Below are 18596 nucleotides of genomic sequence, written 5' to 3'. Positions count from 1 at the left end.
GAGATCGGAAGTGAGTCCTCTTTGGCTGATCGAACATTTACCAAGTACCTTGAAGCTTGAATAACCCTAGCAACTCTCCAACTGTGAGGTGTGCTGTTGGTGAAAATTCTTCACTCAATAAATAATGAATATTATGATGAAGCAGTGATTCAACCTCTGGACGTTTTAAGTTTTGCATAATAGTAAAGCTTGTCACAAACAAGCTTCCTTCACCAATTTTAGCTTCAAAACAGTAACTTAAATGCTTCCCACGATTATGATTATCGATTACTTCAACAATAGGTTTAATTTGAGGAACTGTTTCTAAATTTATTGCCGTCGCACCGTCTACTAAATGATACCAATTCCAGTTGGATGTACCATCATGTGGATACCCATTAAGAGAAGGGTGTTCATGGATGATCATTCCCATCGTTGTTCCAACTTGTGAAGGAAACCATATATAATTCCAGAAAATCGGTAAAAATCGTGTTTTTACTTCATCAAATTGATTTCCTTCTTCTGCCATTAACCAAGCCTTTCCTCCATCAAGTACGAACTGAAGTAATTCAGTGGACAAATGATCAGAAATGGCTAATTCGATCTCTTTGGGTTTCTTATAGCTAAAATCCTCAAATCCTATTTTTCCGTTTTGCTTTATCCCAAATATTGAAGAATTTAATGCTGAAACATCTGTCCATATTTTTGGGGCATTTTTAGGAAGCGTAGGTCTTGAATATGTCCAGAACTCCCATTCATTTTTAATAACTCTATCTGAAGTTTCTATAGATACACTTAGTAATAACTCTTGACTTTGACTAGATGGAGTATAGGTTTCGATCACTCCAATCGTCGTTACATCTCCCGGAAGAGCACCTGAAATCGGGATAGAACCTGATTGATAAATATCATTTTTCGTTTTTAACTCCCACGTTAATTGATTTCCTTTAAATGAGAATTTACTGTAATTGGATAGATCAATTATGATCTTCATTTTCTCTCCTGCAAAATATGTGCGAGATTTGCATCTCATTAATAATACACATTCATCATTAAATGAACGGAATTGTTCTGGTGTCATATTTCCTTTATTGTCCCAAAATACATCTAAAACGCCAGTTGTAGCATGGCCTTGGCCTGGAAAGTCTCTGATATCTAATAGTTGAATACCGGATAGGCCGGAGGTTCTTCTTGCTCTTTCAATATTTTCTTTATACGCCCTTGCTTGAAGTACACCCGATGCTTGTATAAAGTCATCAACACGTCCTAGAAGCTGCTTTTTTTCTAATGTTTCCAATGTTGTTTTTAACCAATGTGGTTCTAAAATTCCCTTATATTTTTCTTTTTCTTGAGGTCGTACATACATTGTAAATTGTCCATGTTCATGGGCGAGTTGTGGCTTTGTTTCTAATTGTGTCACCACACTATAATCTTCGAAGGTGTTAGGTGTTCCCGCATAATGATTGGTAAGCGGGGGATGTGCGTTAAGCGTCGGGATATAAAAGTCTCCTTCGCGATCATGTGCTGGTAGATGGCCGAATCCTGTATTATCTGTATAAAGCCTGGTAGAATCTAGGGAACGGCATTTTTGTACCATTTCATTTAAAGCATCATGTCCGTCATAGTTGATTAATTCATTCCCTAGTGACATGAAAACAAATGATGGATGTTCATTTAATTGAGTAATAACTCTTTCAATTTCTTCTGATAAAAATAAATGAACCTCTTCACTAGGTGACTGATCTCGATTTTTATATTGATGAGACCAGTGGGGCAATTCTGTTTGGACTAGCATACCTGCTTCATCTGCAGCCTCCCAAAATGGCTTTGGTGGTGTCCATCCATGCAGTCTAACATGATTAAAACCATACTCCTTAACGATTTGAAACTGCTTTTTATAATGGTTCTTATCCCATGACGGGTAACCTGTTTGAGGGAAAATACAGCAATCTACATAGCCTCTTAAAAATCGTGGAGACTGATTAATCAAAATATTTTTACCATCTGCTTTTATAGACCTTAAACCAAGTGACTGAACTTTTTGATCTAGTATCCTTTCTTGTTTAACGATAGAGGCAGAAATTTGATACAGATATGGATTACAATCTTCCCAATAGGTTGCTCCTTCCCATAGCTCTAATGAAACAGATATTTTCGTGGTGTTTGAAAATAGGTTCCTTTTAGTATGTGCTACTTGCTTTCCATCTTTTGTGAAAACAGATATAGCTAGAAATTCTCCTGAATTTAATAGGTGTGTATTTGTTAACTCTACATTTATATCAAGCTTATTTTCTTCAACATTTGCATAATACATAAATGCCCCAATACTAACTTGAGGTGTTGCTTCTATATGAATTCCTCCGGTGATACCACCCCAGTTCGTAGCAGTGTGGTAGGAATGAATATGACTATCATGAAGGGGAAGGATCATGCTGTTATTTACATAAATAGTAATCCTGTTAGTACGACCAACATGTACAAAGTTAGTTATGTTATAAACGTGGGGGGTTACAAGACTATTACATTCCTGAACAAATTGGTTATTCACATAAACTTTAGTTATCCAACGTACACCTGAAAGAATAAGATTCAAGGATCTATCTTTCATATCATCTGAAATATAAATATCTTTGAAATACCACGCAGCCCCTACATACTCTCTTGATTTTTTCCAGGTACCTATAGGTTGATGTTTTGATGGCTTTCCAAACCCTTGTTCTTCCCAAGAACCTGGAACAGAAATCTTTGAACACAATTTTCCCGGAATAAGATCAGTTGGTACGTGTTTTTCCTGAGGATCTAATTGAAAAGACCATTCACCATTCAACGATAGCTCTTTTCTGTTATTTATTTTTAAAGATTCTAACATTAATGTTTCCTCCTTAGACAAACTATTTTCCTTAACTCGTGGACGAATATCGAAAGAAAAAGATAAAATATAATTACTTTCATATTAAAATTTTTTATTTTTGAAGGGAATGTAGGATTTGGCTATAAATCTGAACAATTATGTCAAGAATACTCCATCACCACCTCCTGGAATACTTGTTTCCGATTACTACAAAAATGATGATACATATCATATTTATCGATCAACAGGAACTAAAGATTGGTTAATGATTTATACCATTTCAGGTAGAGGTGGAGTTAGCATAGGGGAAAAACAATTCATCCTATCAGCGGGGACAATTGCTATTTTACCGCCAGGGGTCCCTCATAATTATTACACAGTAAATGGTCATATATGGGAAATGTTGTGGTGTCATTTTATCCCTAGACCTACATGGATAGAATGGCTACCTAAAATAGCAAAAAATCAAAGCATTTTTTATACAGAGATAAAAGGGAAAAGTGAGAGCTGCACAATTTATGAATCCATTCAAAAAGTGATTCAATATAATTTACATTCAAAAAATCATTTTCATTATGAATTGGCCATGAACGCATTAGAGGAAACGATCTTACATTTAGCCAATTATCTACATCTTCAAAACAGTTCAGCTTTATCGTTAGATTCACGAGTAAAAGAGGCAGTTGAATATTTAACCGAACACTACAATCAGACAATACAAGTTGATGAGTTAGCCAAACATGTTTCGCTTTCTCCATCACGACTTTCACATTTATATAAAGAACAAGTAGGAGAGCCAATTATTGAAACCGTTAAGAAATTGAGATTAAAACAAGCTGAACGCTTATTACTTTATACAACAAGAACGATTAATGAAATTTCACATGAAGTTGGCTATAATACACCAGATTATTTTACTAGAAAATTCACTGAATTTTTTGGAGAGAATCCTTCAGTTTATCGTAAGAAAGGAAAAGTAACCTAATACGAAACTAACTAGAGGGGATTATATAAGAATTTTAAGGGGAGTAAATAGGCCGTATCATTGATTATTTTGTCATCAGATACGGGCTATTTTCTGTATACAAATTGTCATTAGTTTTTCTTGTTCCATAGGGACTGGTGAACTGTCCCGATCCTAAGTTAACGTCTTTACTTTTTTCGTAATGAAAACTGGAAATGTTATCTCGGTATAAAGAACTGTAAAAAACATGGTAATATAGGTTCATTGAAAGTAGATATTTTGGTATAGTATTTAATCGTGGTTAGAATAGAGTAGTAATTATTTAATATAATGCTGCTTAAATTGGATATCGAGTTTAGATGGAGGGAACTATGGAAAAATGGATTGGAAACCGTCCTACTTTAGGACAAAAAGCATTAAATAAATATAATAAATTACTAGATAACACACAATATACTTTAATACCTAATGAAATCGTTCTAAAGATAGTAGAGGCTGAGTGTGATAAAAGTAGTGGACGTGAATTAAATGGTGTTTTAGTATTAACAAATATGTCTGTTCATTTCATATCAAAAAAAGAACACTTTCATTATGAATATTCACAAATTAATGATATTAATGTTGAAACCGACGGAAAAGACAAAAATGAATGGAAATTAGTACTTAGATGTGGCTGGTCAAACCGTTATTTTGACGATATTAAGAAAAATGATGATAGTCAGGAATTTATTGAGATTCTTGAATATAAGATTGTTAACCCTACTAAAGATATTCTAACAACCGTTACGCATGATTTTACCTATTTCCTACATGCAAAACGTCTTGAAGAATTACGTAATAAAAATGTGAAAATAACTTCATTTCTTATGAAACGAGATAACATGGGTTTTTCCAAAAATGGAGAGAGATTATTACGTGAAAAACATAATAATGCAAAGTTAATAACTGAAGGACTTTTTAAAGAAAATAAGGAGAAAAAAGGAAACTTCATTGTAATAGATAATAATATTTTTCTATATGAGTATAATGATAAGAAAAGAGAAGTAAAACTGATTTATTCTTGGGCATTTTTATTCTTATCTCATTCTAAAATCGATCATTTTGCGATGAAATCAGAAGTGGAAATTGAAGAAGGTACTTTAGTGTTAAATAGTTCAGGAAAAGCTTTCGCCTCTATATTAATTGATGAAGGAGTAGAGTTTGAGCTTAAGAAAAGAAAATGGCACCAAAAAATACTAGGATTCCGAAGTGGTAAATGGTGGAAGAAGGCAACAGCATCAATTTTTTACTTATTTACTATTCTTCTAGTATTCATCCTTGTTTTTGTAGAAGAAACTGAAGAGCCAATTACTACAAGTCCAGAAACTGAGGCAGTAACTGAGTCGGAGGTCCAAAAATCAGAAGAAGCAGAACGCTTAGCCGAAGAACAGCGTCAAAAGGAAGAAGCAGAACGCATAGCTGAAGAACAACGTCAGAAAGAGGAAGCAGAACGTTTAGCTGAAGAACAACGTCAGAAAGAAGAAGCAGAACGTTTAGCAGAAGAACAACGTCAGAAAGAAGAAGCAGAACGTTTAGCAGAGGAACAACGTCAAAAAGAAGAAGCTGAGCGGTTGGCTGAAGAGCAAAGGCAAGCAGAACAACAAACAAACGTTTACTTCAAAAATTGTGATGCAGCACGGTCGGCAGGTGCAGCACCTGTTCATCAAGGCGAACCGGGATATGGGAAACATCTAGACCGCGATGGTGATGGAATTGGATGCGACAGATAGTTGAGTAACTTTTTAATTTCCTACTTTATAGGACTCATGAAGAATTTAAATCAGGTAGAAGACAAGATATATAGCTAAATGTGCAACAAAACATCACTAGCAAATAAACGATATAAATAAAAACAGTCCATTTTGAGTAAACCTCTAATGGGCTTTTTTACTAAATAAAAAGGGAAGACAATAATTACTAATTATATTTTTAACTAAAATCGAATAAGAATCACCTATTAGAGAAGCAATATTATATTTTCAGTTCAAAAATAGGGTATGAGGCAAATTAGACAAAATCCCATTTATTCGTGGACTGTGGCTAGCATATAAAAAAATAATAGAACTTGAAGTGATTTTACATAAAAATAGGCCGTATCATTGATTACTTTGTCATCAGATACGGCCTTATTTACCTTAAGCAAGTTTTCATTTGTCTTTCTAATAAACCACAACCGGTTGATAAGTTTCGAGAGTATTATAAACCTCTTTCATAACGTTAGGAGGGACGTTTACGCAGCCACCGGAGCCTGCTGTCAGATAGGCATTGCTTGACCAGTTGTTACGCCAGCCTGCGTCGTGAAATCCTTGTCCACTGTTTGTGAAAGGGGCCCAATAGTCAACTTCTATAGAATAATTAGGGTTACCCGCAGTACTACCAGTAAGTGTGTATGAGGCTTCTTTTATAGAGAATATACCATACTCCAGGAAGAGTATCTTGCTGTGTACTATGTTTACCAGTCACTACATTCGTTGTTAGTACAAGTTTACCATTCTTATAAAGCCAAATCCGCTGTTCTTTAATTGACACTTCAGCATAAGTATCGCCAATGCCGTTGTTTGTGAGCGTATTATAGCCATATCCCTCATTACTCCAGCCATTTCCGATAATATTAGTGGCAGATAAGGATTTCTCTCCTGTTTCAAAAGCTTCCTTCACAAGTGCTGCTTCTTTATCTACATCTAAGGCCCAGCCATAGCCTTCACCTTTAACTGATATAACTCGTCCTGAATGAGTTTTAAAGGAGAAATTTTTACCTAATGTGGATTGAGAACGATTTATTTCAGTTATTTTATTTGTAATATTTGCAGGATCAATTGAAACCACCAAATCTTTCGTGACAGTGGCATTTTTTATGAGATCACTAGCTTTTAGAGTAAATAATTCATCTTGTACTTTATACTCAACAGTTTGCTGTAGAAGCTGTTGAAGTTTTTTCTCTTCTTCTTTAACAATTTCACTGTCTTCTTTAATTGGAAGAATGAATGAAGACTCAAGATGAATATCGCTAATATACTCCTGTCTATCATAGTTTTTTAATAGAGTAGTAACATCGTATTGAGTGCCATCTATACTTTTTGAAATATTGATTTCTCCATTTTCTAGAATGGCTTGTGCATCCTTTGGTGCTTGTAAATCCTGATTCATTGAGATGAGTTTTTGTTCAAACTCTTTTTTCAGCGTTTCACTACGATATTTGTCTTTGTTTTTTGGCAATAATGAATAGTTTTTTGATTTAAAAGAAGGGAAAAACGTCCACTGAATTTTTAAATGTTTTTTGATTGCTGGTAGATCATCTACTGTAAATTCCATCTTTGTATTTTTGCCGTCTAGAATGAGTTCATTTTCGATATAAACTTCATTTTTCAAAACGGATGTTTGCAATTTCTTTAATGCGTCTTCAGCGGTTAAGTGACCAACATTAACGTTATTTATTGAAATCTTGGCATTAAAGTGGTTTGCTTGATAATAACTCAAACCAATTACGATGAGTATGAAAATAATACCGATACCGCTAGTGATAAACTTCCAATTTTTATACCACTTCACTGTGTGGTAGTCGTGCCTTTGTTCAATAGTTTGTGCTGCAGTGTTTCCCATAACATTTCCCCCATTAATACCTCTACATGTTACTTTTCTTATGTTCATTTTACAAAGTTTGCGATTATTTTACTAATATTAAACTTTATCTACAATTTTACTAGAAAAGCTTGTGTGATTTTGTCGTATTTTGCAATTTTTTCATAGTTTTATCGATTTATTTTTTTTCAGTATAAAGTCTATTTTATTAAATTAGTTGGATTTCATATTGAGAAAATAAGCCTATTTTTTGCTTTTGAAAGAAAAATATCCAATTTTATAGGGAGATCTTTCCTAAATGAATTGAGATAATCACGTTTAAAATAACCTTGATCATTAATATATGCTATTTTGTGAAAAAGCTGTAATACCAACCTTAAACAGATTTTTTACGATACGTGGACAATAAGAAAAAGAAAAAGAAAAAGAATAAAAAAAGAAAAACAACAACAAAAAAATCTTTTAAACCATAGATAGCGAATAATCCAAGAAGAGGTGATTCGAACAGAAAATACGTTACATATAGACTGTAAGGAACGTTTTGAAGTAGTAAATCTTTCTTTATGCAAACCAAACTAAAATTTACATAATATTTACAATATAAACGCTACTCTAAGCCCCTCAATTTTTATATATAGCAGATGAATAGTACATAAAAATGAGAAAAGGATCGTGATGAAAAATGGCTAAATTTCGCATGGTGTTAACTGGTTTTTGGAGACAAGCATTTACTTTAGAGAAAATGACTACGGATGATAAGTTGTTTTACATATATCTACTTACGAATGAAAAAACAACTCAAGTTGGAATTTATGAAATAACAAAGAAAGAAATGGCGTTTGAAACTGGTTATTCAATTGAGTTTGTGGAATCCTTACTGAAACGGTTTACAGAGCTTCACAAGTTAATTCGTTACAATCCTGAAACATGCGAAATCGCGATTAAAGACTGGGGGAAATATAACCTTCATAAGGGTGGCAAACCTATGTTGGATTGTATAAAAAAAGAATTAAAAGAAGTAAAGGATACCTCACTACTTTCATATGTTTGCGAAGGCATTGAAAAAGAGGAATTTGTTTGTCTTTTTGATTCATACATAGAGCAAGATGATGAGAAAGTTGAAAATAATTTCGTTCAAGAAACAGAAACAGATGTAGTTGTTATGTCACCTGATACAAGCTCAAAGAAAAAAGATAATGATTTCAACTCAAAAAAAGAAGATCATTCAAGATCTGAAGATGAGAAGGAAATAATAGAGTTCTGGGATAACAATGGATTCGGCTATTCTAATGTGAATGCAAAAGAGCAGCTATTAACTTGGTTAGATGATTCTAGCTTTTTACATCCTAAAGAGGTGGTAGTAAAAGCATTAGGTATTGCCTGTGCCAATAACAAGCGAAGGCTTAATTATGTTAGTGGCATTCTTAAAAACTGGAAAAATGAATCTTTATTATCCGTTGATGAAATAGACTCTTATTTACAAAAACACGAAGTTTATAGGAGTAAACAAACAAAAAGTATTCCTGAAAGAAAAGCAGCTCCAAAAGAATTTGTACTTGATTTAACCGCAGGTGAAGAAAATGAGTATCACTGAAAAAGCATTTTTAGGTAGTTTAATAAAGGCGGAGTACCTGCTCAAGGATACTGTTATTCAACCTGAACAACTAGAAAGTATGCGTCATCAAGAATTAATGCGAACAATGGTGGAATGGAATCGGATTGGTAAAAGTATTGATTTAATTTCATTAACAACCTTACCGGATCTTGAAAACTTTGGTGGGATGTCTTATCTTTCGGAATTGTTATCTTTTGCTGAACTTGAGAAATTTGAAGGAATTGAGAAGCTTATTCTCGATTCTTGGAAGGAGCGGGAAAAGAGAAACATCCTAACACTAGCAGCCAATAATGATTGGGAAATTGCTAGGGTTATTGCTGAATTGGATAAAATCAATCAAAGTAAAATGAACGATCATACTTCTTTAAAACGAGCACTATCAACGATTTATGAAGCACCGTGGGAAGATCAAAAGATTATGCAAACTGCAACAACCGGTATCAATAAGCTTGACGAGATGACAGGAGGATTTCAGGATGGAGAAGTAACAATTATTGGGGCAAGACCATCGATGGGAAAAACAGATGTGATGCTTCATTTTGCCAAAATGTCAGGGTGGGCTTGGCTATTTACCACTAATCTTTTCCCTAGAAATGCCGGAAAAGCTAATTACTAAACGCTTAATTGCATCTACAGGTGGTTTTAATCGTTCAAAAATGCGCGATCCAAAAAAATTGCTAAGTGAAAATCAGAAGAATAAATGGGCACATGTAATTGGTCATCTTAATGAAACCCATATTCAAATTTTTGATGGAGCTGGACAAACTGTAGCGGCAATGAGAGCGAAAACACGTAAAATGCTGAATCAATATCCAAATAAAAAACCGATTCTTTTTATCGATTATCTAACACTAATCCAACCAGGACAAATACACGTTGGTAATTCACATCAACAAGTAACTGAAATCTCCAAATCTCTCAAAATGATGGCGAAGGAGTTTGAATGCCCTGTTATTTGCTTGGCACAACTAAACCGATCGGTCGAATCAAGAGCAGATAAACGGCCAATGATGTCAGATATTCGGGAATCAGGAAGTGTTGAACAAGACGCCGATGTGATTTTGTTCTTATATCGTGAAGCATATTACGATAAGGAATCTTATGACAATACTCTTGACATCATCGTCTCGAAAAATCGAAATGGATCTGTAGGTAACATCTCAGTGAATTACAACAAATATACAGGAGAGATAGTGGAGTAAAAAGGCATCTTAAGAAATCAGACGATACTGAGTAATTTCCTTTTTTGTAAGAAAAAGGATATGCTATTTAGAGTTTGATGGTATAATAGATCTATAGTGATAAGGCTTACATTAGTCCTTTTTGCTTATACTTCTAAAAGTGACAAAGTATAAATACTATTTAAAGGGGTTAATAAACATGAACAAAGAGCAGGGAAAACCAACTTATTATGATGGTTCAGGAAATTCAAGTTTATCTCCAACAGTGCTTTCGTCCAATACATACGTTATAAAACCGAAGTATGATAAAAAGTCTCTTATTAAATATCCTTATTTTCCTTATATGGGTAAGGGGGAAGAAAGAGAAGCTAATTACTAATATCAATTACTAAAACCTGGTTGCGAGATTATCGTAATCAGGTTTTACTTTTAAGTTAAAAAGAAGAGTTGACTGAGAACATATTTGAAAGGAATAGTCGTAAAGATTTGGATGGGAGAGAATATGCTGCGTAGTAGAGTTTTGCTTGAGCATTCTCAAATTTTTAATACAATCTTAACTAACAAAGCGATCTGGCATAATGAAAATAAATAACATAACAAAAGCTAGGAAAACCTAACTAGTTGGATTTTGATTAAGTTCTTTGTTTCTGTAGGCTATTAAAAAGATATAGAACAAATATGTTAGGGAAAGAACAATACTATAAACAGGTAAAGAGTAGATGATTTTCCATCCATTATAGACATATACATTTAGCTTTACTAAGAAAAGTTCAAGAATAAATGCAAATGCTGTCCAGGAAAGAAAGTATAATACTCGTTTAAATCCCTTTAGGTCTAGGTAGTGGATTAAATAAACAAATAGATAACCAAACGCTGGGTAAACTGCATATAAAACTACATCAAATATTTCATATTTATAAGTATCGGTTAAGTTATAGTAATTAAATGGTTTAACACCCATTGTATGATCCATAACTTTAGGAAATGAAATACTGAGCAGTACGATTAAAGGAGTTATTTCTTTCGGAATTCTCTTGGGTAAAACGGTAAAAATAAGAATGTTAAAAAGAACTCCAAATATGATGGCCCACTCATTTTTATCAAACTGTTCAGGGGGATAAAGTAGCATCTTAAGACCTCTTTAATCTATAATTTCTATACCAAAGCCACAGTAAAAATGTAAGCATAATTGTAAATGTCCATTCCAAAAGTGAGTCAAAAATATGGAAATTTTTGTTTTTAAGTATACCTAAATGAATAAACAGAAATTCAACAGCCGACATAGTAAATATACTTATTAGTAGGATCGTGTACTTACCCAAATGATTTTTGATTTTCACGTAAAAATCAAAAAAGATAATAATAAGTAGGGGATATAGTAAAAAACGTTTAAAAAAATGGGTCCAAAAACCACTTTTGTTAGCTGATAGATCGAAGAGTTCTAAATTAACGATCAAGATAGATGAAACGGAATGTGTTATTAACCAGACTGTCATCCAAATAAATAAAATTTCATATAAATGAAGAGCTTTTTTATAATGACAAAAGATAATGACTAAAAAGATTAATACTAAGATAAATAGAGAGAGGACCAAGACATCACCTTCAAATTATAAAGAATGCTTCTTACATGTTTGATTTAGGTTTAGTTTCTTAAGAAGGAATATGAATTCTATCAATTAGAAATATAGTGATTGCACGATCTCGAACAAATGAACTCCATACAACCGCCATTTCTGATGAGGAAAGGCGAATGTAATGTCCCTCTAACTTAATTCCTCCCACCAATGTTTCATTGTTAAAATGTAGTTTTTTCCTTAATGATAAGAATTATTCTTTTTGTGTTATTTGAACATCAAATTAATCTTCAATAGAAATGTCTAAATGCATGATATGTTGTTCGCCAATTGGTCCTAAGAAGGTTTTATGATGATCTACAAAACCAGTCTTTTTGTATAGATTGATTGCAGCTGTATTTTTTTTATTAACACCTAGTACTATTTCATCAACATTTTTTACATTCTTTTTAACAAAGTGGGGTAATAATTGAAGACCTTTTTTAGCGAAGCCATTACCTTGGAAGGCATCATTAATGGAGAATGCAGTTAATAATCGGGCATTCTGATTTTTTGTATATTTCAACACTTTTTCTCCAGTTTCTAAGGCAAAATAGCCAACCGGAATATCTTCATTCATTAGTAAAACATGAATGGTCTCTTTTGACAGATTAAGATCATTAATTTTCTCTAGAGGATAACAGCTGAATTGTAATTTGTCAGGAGGTAAGTAGAAAGTTGAAAGATACGGGTCATATTTTTTTGTATATTTAATTAGCTGTACCAAATTATTAGTAGAGTCCATGAACATTCTCCTTCATTTATATGTATGTTTAGATTATAAAATAAAGTCAAAAAAGAAACAAGTGTTCGATTTTTTGATACGTTTAACTAGGACAAGATCGTTTGCTATTAGTCTTCTGTCTTTTGATATATAGCACACTTAAAAGTAATAAAGACACAAGCCTAGAAATACTTTTATTATTGAGTGAGTGGTATGAATTTTTCAACATTTTTCGTATTCTAAAATAAGTTTTTTTAACAAGTTGAAGAATTTCATACATTTATTTGCCAGAATACATTGCTTAAAGAAAATTTGTGGCACACTAACGAGAGTAGATACTATAAAAATAAAATATATTATTGGATGTGGAACGATGCAAGAGCTTGATTTGAGTGGAGCTACTCCGATTGTTTTTATAATTGTGGTCATAATTGGAGGGTATATTCTTTTAGCAATTCTCATGTCTCACTTTTCAGACAGAAAAGAGAAGAAGAAGGAATCATTAAAAGAATTTATGAAAAACAAGGATGAAATTGTAGTGAAAAATCAAGATGAATTACCTTAGCTAACATAATGTGATGAAGACCTTTTTAGTGATCAATAGTGAATAGTTTCAACTTTACAGAAGGTTATGACCTATAATGAACGGTTGTGGAAAAGAAAAACTGGGAGATGGTCTATATTAATTTTAAAAGACCTCAATTTAAGAGGTCTTTCGATATTTAAATTATGGAGCCGAACGAAAGATGATTTATTTAGGTCGAACCTGTAGGTGTTGGAGATTAATCATATATGATACTTTTTCCTTGTTCACGTAACTTCTTTAAAGCTGTATGCATTATATTAATTTCTTCATCAGAATGTCTTTCCCATGTACGTAATTCTACTGGTTAGTTTTATGAGCTTTAGCTCCCTATATTCGAGCAAGAGTATGCTTTTAAAGAAAAAAATACTGATCATACCCTTAGTTCTTCTTTAGATCTTTAGTATGATCAGCTTTTCTAACTATCGTAAGAAAGTTAGAAAACTTATATAAAAATTCCGAATATGAAACAAATATTAATCTTTATTTCTAAAAAGATAAATCCACATTAGTATATATATTGTGAACAACAATAGTAAAAAAACAGGTGTTGATATTTGGTCAGTTGCCATAAAATCACCATCAATTATTTTAAATCATTTAGGGAAGGGTGGAACAATGTTAATAAAATTGCAATTATTGGTATAGATACGATTAATGCTGTGAGAGGGCGTTTATAATGGATTCGGACCATCGTAAAAAGAATCAAGTTAAAAACACCAGACCAGAAAGGGTTCCAATTATTTTCGTAAATAAAAAGTCCCTTTTTATAAAACAGGTATTCAATGATTGTAAAGTAAGCAATCCATATTCCTATATATAAATATTGTTTTTTCCCTTTAGGATAATATCTTAAATAAATCATAATAACAACTGGCACAATGAAAAATGTAAAAGTAATATCTATTAAGGTATGATTTAACCATTCAACAGTTACGGCATTATATCTCCATAGGGTATGATTATAAAAAATGACATTATATAACAAATTACAAATGATAAAGTATTGAATTGTTGGATAATAACTTTTCCAGTTTTTCCAATCAACAAAGAAATAAGCAAATATAATATAAACAATGATAACTAATAATAAATACATTAAAAATTAACCTCTTTAATTTTTTTATCAGTTTTTACCATAGTTTAAGTTGATAAACATGCAAGTCGAAGTTTTGCCATAGTAATGAAAATTAAGTACAGGAAGTAAACAGTCAAAAAACTTCAAACAACCCGTATCTTTTCGTTTTCGTCATCCGTTTATACAGTAGAGACGTGCTGAAGGAGTGATTGTGATGCAGAGAAGCCGTGTGCACGGTGCAGAGAATTTATTAAAAGAAGAAGACATTCAGAATCTTTATCCTAAGTTGAGAAGATACTGTCTGGGACTAGCAAAGAATCAATGGGATGGCGAGGAATTGGTGCAGAATGCGATGATGAAGCTTTGGCTCCATTATGGGGATCAATCTTCAATTCCAGCAGCTTTAGCGAACAAGATGGCGCATAATGCTTGGATTGATACGATTCGAAAGCACAATAAGGAGTGTTTAGAGGCTGAACTTAATGAAGTGAATTCGGATGATTTGACAAGCATAATCGCGACTCGCTTTGAGATCATTCAACTTTTGACGACCCAATTAACACCGAAGCAAGTCGTTATGATTGTCTTAAAAGAAGGGTTTCGCTATCAAATCACTGAAATTGCAGACATCTTTTCGACAACTGAAACAGCTGTAAAATCAACCATTCATCGAGCCAAACAACGTTTAGAGAAACAGATGAATCAAGAAGGAAGTCCGCTCATTGACCTTTATTGGGAGCAAGAAGAACGTGAGCAAGTGGAACATCTCCTTCATGTCTCGTTTAAAGAACAAGATCCAACGATCCTGATCCAGTCGATACCTTTATTGCGCTCATTAGCAAAAGATCAACGTCCAGCAAGTTCTTTGCACTGCACACTCGCTCATTCTCGTCCTTCACGCACTGTCCTAATGGCGGCATAATTGGTTTCTGCCTAAAAGAAGGAGGAAGCGAAATGAATGTGACACCGTATGTTATTGAACAATCTAATCGCGGGGAAAGGTCTTATGATATATACTCACGGTTGTTAAAGGACCGGATTATTATGGTTGGGGATGAAATTACTGACGGGCTTGCGAATAGTGTGGTAGCACAACTATTGTTTCTAGCAGCAGAAGACCCTGACAAGGATATATCGATGTACATTAACAGTCCTGGTGGGTCAGTAACTGCTGGCTTTGCGATATTTGATACGATGCAATACATCAAACCAGAAATTAGAACGATTTGCATGGGGATGGCGGCCTCCTTTGGAGCGAACCTGTTGCTGGCTGGTACAAAAGGAAAACGCTATGCCCTGCCAAACAGTGAGATTATGATTCACCAGCCTTTAGGTGGTGCGAGAGGGCAGGCAACAGATATTGAAATATCCGCCAAACGAATCATCAGCCTACGCGAGCACATTAATCAAATTATCGCAGAACGAACAGGCCAACCGATTGAAAAAGTTGCACAAGATACAGACCGAGATTATTTTATGAGTGCCGAAGCTGCGAAAGATTACGGTATTATTGATGAAATCATTTAGTTCATAGCAAGAAAAGAACCACTGAAAAGGTGAATGACTTTCAGTGGTTTTTAACATGTGTTAGGGTTCAGTAAGTAATTTTGATGGCTAAATGACCGGTACATTGTTCATGCTAACTTAATCTCCCGAAATGAACTACTGGATCTGCAAAAAAAGACGCCAAACTTGAATATGGCGTCTATTCTGGTGTTTTTGATGACCCCCTTTTTTACAAGAAGGCGGTAATATAAAGTTGAAGTCAGTGGATAAAGAATGTTTTATTGCTAATCATTTGTTATATAACCTAAATATTTTGAGATGAAGTAGTTGAAGTAATAATAAAAATGGATAAGTAAAAGCAGACAACCAATAGTTCCAACCGTTATGATAAAAATATCCAGATAAAACGGATAAAAACTCATAGAATAGGCTAAAAACTGTCCAACCGAGTATATATTTACTTTTATTCCAAATTGATTTTTCGAAAGGAAAAAAGTTCATAAATAATACACCAGTTGAAGGGAATATGAACAAAATTGGTAAAAAACCGCTATAATCTACACAGGGGCAAAATATCCATAAAGATTATATTTGAGGTCTAAAGTTACATCTGTAACAAAACCTAATAAAATAGAAAATAATGCAATTGCGTATAACTCATGTTTAGGTAACTTTTTTTGGACTAAATAAGCAACTAATATAAAAACAACAACAGAGAAGATTAAGAGAAACATACGATGTTAATTCCTCACTATAATGATTTATACTAGATATTTTTTACCTAATATCTATGAACTAAACAAGTTGAAAATATGATATCCGAAATTGTTTTTGAAAACGGACAATAATTCACTAGTAACTAACATATATATATTAGGTTAATTCAGTTAGAATAGGAGTAAAGATAGTATGATTTGTTTAAGAAATGTTCAAGCTGCAGATTTGGAACAGTTGTTACTTATTGAAAACGAAGGCTTTTCAAAAGAAGAAGCTGCCACGAAGGAAGCATTTAAGGAGAGAATTCAGTTAATACCTGATGCATTTATCGTGGCAATTCAGAAAGAGGAGATCCTGGGTTATATTAATGGACCTATTATAAATCAACCTTACATTACAGATGATCTTTTTGAGAAGATTAAAGAGAATCCGAATAAAGGAGGATATCAAAGTATACTAGGTTTGGCTGTTTCCAAACAGGCAAGAAATCAAGGGATTGCTAAAATATTAATTAAGAAAATGGAAGAGCTTGTAAAAGAAAATGAAAGAAAAGGAATTACTTTAACATGTAAACAGGACTTAGTTTCCTTTTATGAAAAATGTGGATTTGTTAACCATGGATTATCTGAATCGCAACATGGTGGTGTACGCTGGTATAATATGGTGAAATTAAGTGAGGATTTGAACTAGAAAAAAGGCAGCGTCTATTTTAGTTTGATAGGGTGTTTAAGAGTATCGCATATAAATGTTAGCAAACTTAGAAAGTATTATAGTCATCATAGAATCTTACAACTAATTTTCAAATCTTAAGAAACTTTCTTTGTATCTGTTCGTATATATATAAAGAAAATTGGGAGGATATGTTGATGCAAATACAACCGCAAACATCCAAACATGTTGAGATAGTTACTAAAAAGAAATTTAGTACAAGAAGTGTGCTAAATTTATATGAAACTTTTTACTGTATTTGCACTGATACTGTCTATTTTCACGATCCCCATTTCTGTTAATGAGAAGTTGCAACTGTATTATAATAAAGAATTAATTTTAGAGACATATAAGATAAAGGAATTTTTACAATTTATTTTTGGAAGTGCTTTGTTCTTTTTCTTTTTAGTGAATATCTACGCAAAAGGGAAAACATGGAGTAAGGTATTCTATGTTACTCTAATTCTTTTATTTGTATATAGCTTAACAATGGCTATCAATCTTATTGCGAAACCAATACCTCACTAAAAGAATAGCTAAATCATTACTCAGAAATAATTAAATAAATATAACTTGATAACCCAAAAACTATGAATATTAAAGAAAAAATTAATGCTAGGTCTCTCCATTCCTTATTGGAGATTTTTAAAAACCGCAAATAAGAAATAAATCCTAAAATAACGAATAGTATGCTACCAAATAGATTTACAGCTGTGACCATAATGGATTCACCTCAAAATTACATATAATTGTATATCATTATCAAATTACCAAATTTGTAATTATTATACAATATGATCTTTTAAACGAAAACAAGAAAATGGCCATAAGTAACAAACTTAGTTCTTTGAACTGAGTGGCAAAAGGATAAGTTCACAGAACTTATCCAAGTTTCTTTGTCATAAAAACACTATTTGGGTCTTCCGTATAGTCTGCAAAGGGCTTCACAATATTCAAAGCCGAATTTTTCATATAGCTTTCTTGCTGGTTCAAATTCAATCATTGATCCTGTCTCTAAACTTAGTTGTTTATAATCTCGCTTTATGGCTTCGTCAAGGATATGCTGGAGCATTCTTCTTGCAACACCTTTTCTTAAATGTGATGATGAAGTTCTCATTGATTTTATTTCACCATGAGAGTTGTCAAGTTCTTTTAAGGCCCCCATCCCGGCTAATTCATTGTCTTCCCATGCAGTCCAAAAGGTAATGTTTGATTGTCTTAGCTTCTCTAAATTTAAAGCATGAATACTTTCTGGTGGGGAATTCAATGTCATTGCATGAAGATGCTCTCTAATCAATTCAGCCACTTTGACTCCAGTTAAATCATCTTTTTTTATCTCCATAAAAACAACCTCCAAATTAAATATATATTTTATTCCACTTGCCTTACAAGAATAATGTAAGAAAATCTGACAATCAGTTTAATGAAAAGCTTTGGTTTCACAATAATTTCTAGT

General features: G+C 33.0%; 16 protein-coding genes and 3 pseudogenes. 11 read left to right on the top strand and 8 right to left on the bottom strand.

Annotation, left to right across the window (positions count from 1 at the left end; translation table 11 throughout):
• Positions 1–37: 37 nt before the first annotated feature.
• On the bottom strand, positions 38–2848 hold the full coding sequence (locus tag MVE64_RS01085; protein WP_247342916.1) for a glycoside hydrolase family 2 protein: 2811 nt from the start codon (positions 2846–2848) through the stop codon (positions 38–40).
• A 118-nt stretch (positions 2849–2966) separates the two neighbouring features.
• Between MVE64_RS01085 and MVE64_RS01080 the strand changes: the two genes are divergently transcribed.
• The gene (locus MVE64_RS01080) at positions 2967–3815 is read left to right on the top strand and encodes a helix-turn-helix domain-containing protein (RefSeq protein WP_247342914.1); all 849 of its coding nucleotides are present in this window, start codon (positions 2967–2969) and stop codon (positions 3813–3815) included.
• A 350-nt stretch (positions 3816–4165) separates the two neighbouring features.
• The gene (locus MVE64_RS01075; protein WP_247342911.1) at positions 4166–5563 is read left to right on the top strand and encodes an excalibur calcium-binding domain-containing protein; all 1398 of its coding nucleotides are present in this window, start codon (positions 4166–4168) and stop codon (positions 5561–5563) included.
• Positions 5564–5992: 429 nt separating this feature from the next.
• On the opposite strand, the pseudogene MVE64_RS01070 reads toward MVE64_RS01075, so the two are convergent.
• Positions 5993–7433: pseudogene (locus tag MVE64_RS01070) on the bottom strand (L,D-transpeptidase family protein).
• Positions 7434–8094: 661 nt separating this feature from the next.
• Between MVE64_RS01070 and MVE64_RS01065 the strand changes: the two are divergent.
• The 4 genes from MVE64_RS01065 to MVE64_RS01055 all read left to right on the top strand — a co-directional run bounded on the left by MVE64_RS01065 (position 8095) and on the right by MVE64_RS01055 (position 10587).
• Positions 8095–9006, top strand: a complete 912-nt coding sequence (locus tag MVE64_RS01065; RefSeq protein ID WP_247342908.1) for a DnaD domain-containing protein — start codon at positions 8095–8097, stop codon at positions 9004–9006.
• Complete coding sequence (locus tag MVE64_RS27285; protein WP_281730444.1) at positions 8993–9643, top strand: DnaB-like helicase C-terminal domain-containing protein; 651 nt, start codon at positions 8993–8995, stop codon at positions 9641–9643. Before MVE64_RS01065 ends, MVE64_RS27285 begins: the two co-directional genes overlap by 14 nt.
• Positions 9567–10229, top strand: coding sequence for a DnaB-like helicase C-terminal domain-containing protein (locus MVE64_RS27280; RefSeq protein ID WP_281730443.1), 663 nt, complete (start codon positions 9567–9569; stop codon positions 10227–10229). Before MVE64_RS27285 ends, MVE64_RS27280 begins: the two co-directional genes overlap by 77 nt.
• A gap of 178 nt (positions 10230–10407) precedes the next feature.
• On the top strand, positions 10408–10587 hold the full coding sequence (locus MVE64_RS01055; protein ID WP_247342906.1) for a hypothetical protein: 180 nt from the start codon (positions 10408–10410) through the stop codon (positions 10585–10587).
• A 234-nt stretch (positions 10588–10821) separates the two neighbouring features.
• Here the strand turns inward: MVE64_RS01055 and MVE64_RS01050 are convergent, their stop codons facing one another.
• A complete protein-coding gene (locus MVE64_RS01050) occupies positions 10822–11337 on the bottom strand; it encodes a hypothetical protein (protein WP_247342903.1) in 516 nt (171 codons plus the stop codon).
• Between the two features lie 731 nt (positions 11338–12068).
• On the bottom strand, positions 12069–12569 hold the full coding sequence (locus MVE64_RS01045) for a GNAT family N-acetyltransferase (RefSeq protein WP_247342900.1): 501 nt from the start codon (positions 12567–12569) through the stop codon (positions 12069–12071).
• Positions 12570–12921: 352 nt separating this feature from the next.
• On the opposite strand from MVE64_RS01045, the gene MVE64_RS01040 reads away from it, so the two are divergent.
• Positions 12922–13113, top strand: a complete 192-nt coding sequence (locus tag MVE64_RS01040; RefSeq protein ID WP_247342897.1) for a hypothetical protein — start codon at positions 12922–12924, stop codon at positions 13111–13113.
• Between the two features lie 217 nt (positions 13114–13330).
• On the opposite strand, the pseudogene MVE64_RS01035 reads toward MVE64_RS01040, so the two are convergent.
• Both MVE64_RS01035 and MVE64_RS01030 read right to left on the bottom strand, forming a co-directional pair.
• Positions 13331–13432, bottom strand: a pseudogene (locus MVE64_RS01035) (NAD(+)--rifampin ADP-ribosyltransferase); the annotation flags it as partial.
• Between the two features lie 285 nt (positions 13433–13717).
• Positions 13718–14230: a CBO0543 family protein gene (locus MVE64_RS01030; protein ID WP_247342895.1), complete on the bottom strand. Its 513-nt coding sequence runs from the start codon at positions 14228–14230 to the stop codon at positions 13718–13720.
• A 193-nt stretch (positions 14231–14423) separates the two neighbouring features.
• Between MVE64_RS01030 and MVE64_RS01025 the strand changes: the two genes are divergently transcribed.
• A complete protein-coding gene (locus MVE64_RS01025) occupies positions 14424–15131 on the top strand; it encodes a sigma-70 family RNA polymerase sigma factor (RefSeq protein ID WP_247342892.1) in 708 nt (235 codons plus the stop codon).
• Positions 15132–15163: 32 nt separating this feature from the next.
• Positions 15164–15736, top strand: coding sequence for an ATP-dependent Clp endopeptidase proteolytic subunit ClpP (gene clpP / locus MVE64_RS01020; RefSeq protein WP_247342891.1), 573 nt, complete (start codon positions 15164–15166; stop codon positions 15734–15736).
• A 536-nt stretch (positions 15737–16272) separates the two neighbouring features.
• Here clpP and MVE64_RS01015 read toward each other — a convergent pair.
• Positions 16273–16449 carry a hypothetical protein gene (locus MVE64_RS01015; RefSeq protein WP_247342889.1) on the bottom strand — a complete coding sequence of 59 codons (177 nt, stop codon included), beginning with the start codon at positions 16447–16449 and terminating at the stop codon, positions 16273–16275.
• A gap of 175 nt (positions 16450–16624) precedes the next feature.
• On the opposite strand from MVE64_RS01015, the gene MVE64_RS01010 reads away from it, so the two are divergent.
• Complete coding sequence (locus MVE64_RS01010; protein ID WP_247342887.1) at positions 16625–17122, top strand: GNAT family N-acetyltransferase; 498 nt, start codon at positions 16625–16627, stop codon at positions 17120–17122.
• A gap of 258 nt (positions 17123–17380) precedes the next feature.
• A complete protein-coding gene (locus MVE64_RS01005; RefSeq protein WP_247342886.1) occupies positions 17381–17668 on the top strand; it encodes a hypothetical protein in 288 nt (95 codons plus the stop codon).
• Between the two features lie 354 nt (positions 17669–18022).
• Here MVE64_RS01005 and MVE64_RS01000 read toward each other — a convergent pair.
• Positions 18023–18482, bottom strand: a pseudogene (locus MVE64_RS01000) (GNAT family N-acetyltransferase).
• Positions 18483–18596 lie beyond the last annotated feature (114 nt).

The organism is Metabacillus endolithicus, assembly GCF_023078335.1.
In the GTDB taxonomy this organism is placed as follows: domain Bacteria; phylum Bacillota; class Bacilli; order Bacillales; family Bacillaceae; genus Metabacillus; species Metabacillus endolithicus.
The sequence above is the reverse complement of the archived record's forward strand: the minus strand, read 5'-3'. Positions and strand labels throughout refer to the sequence as shown.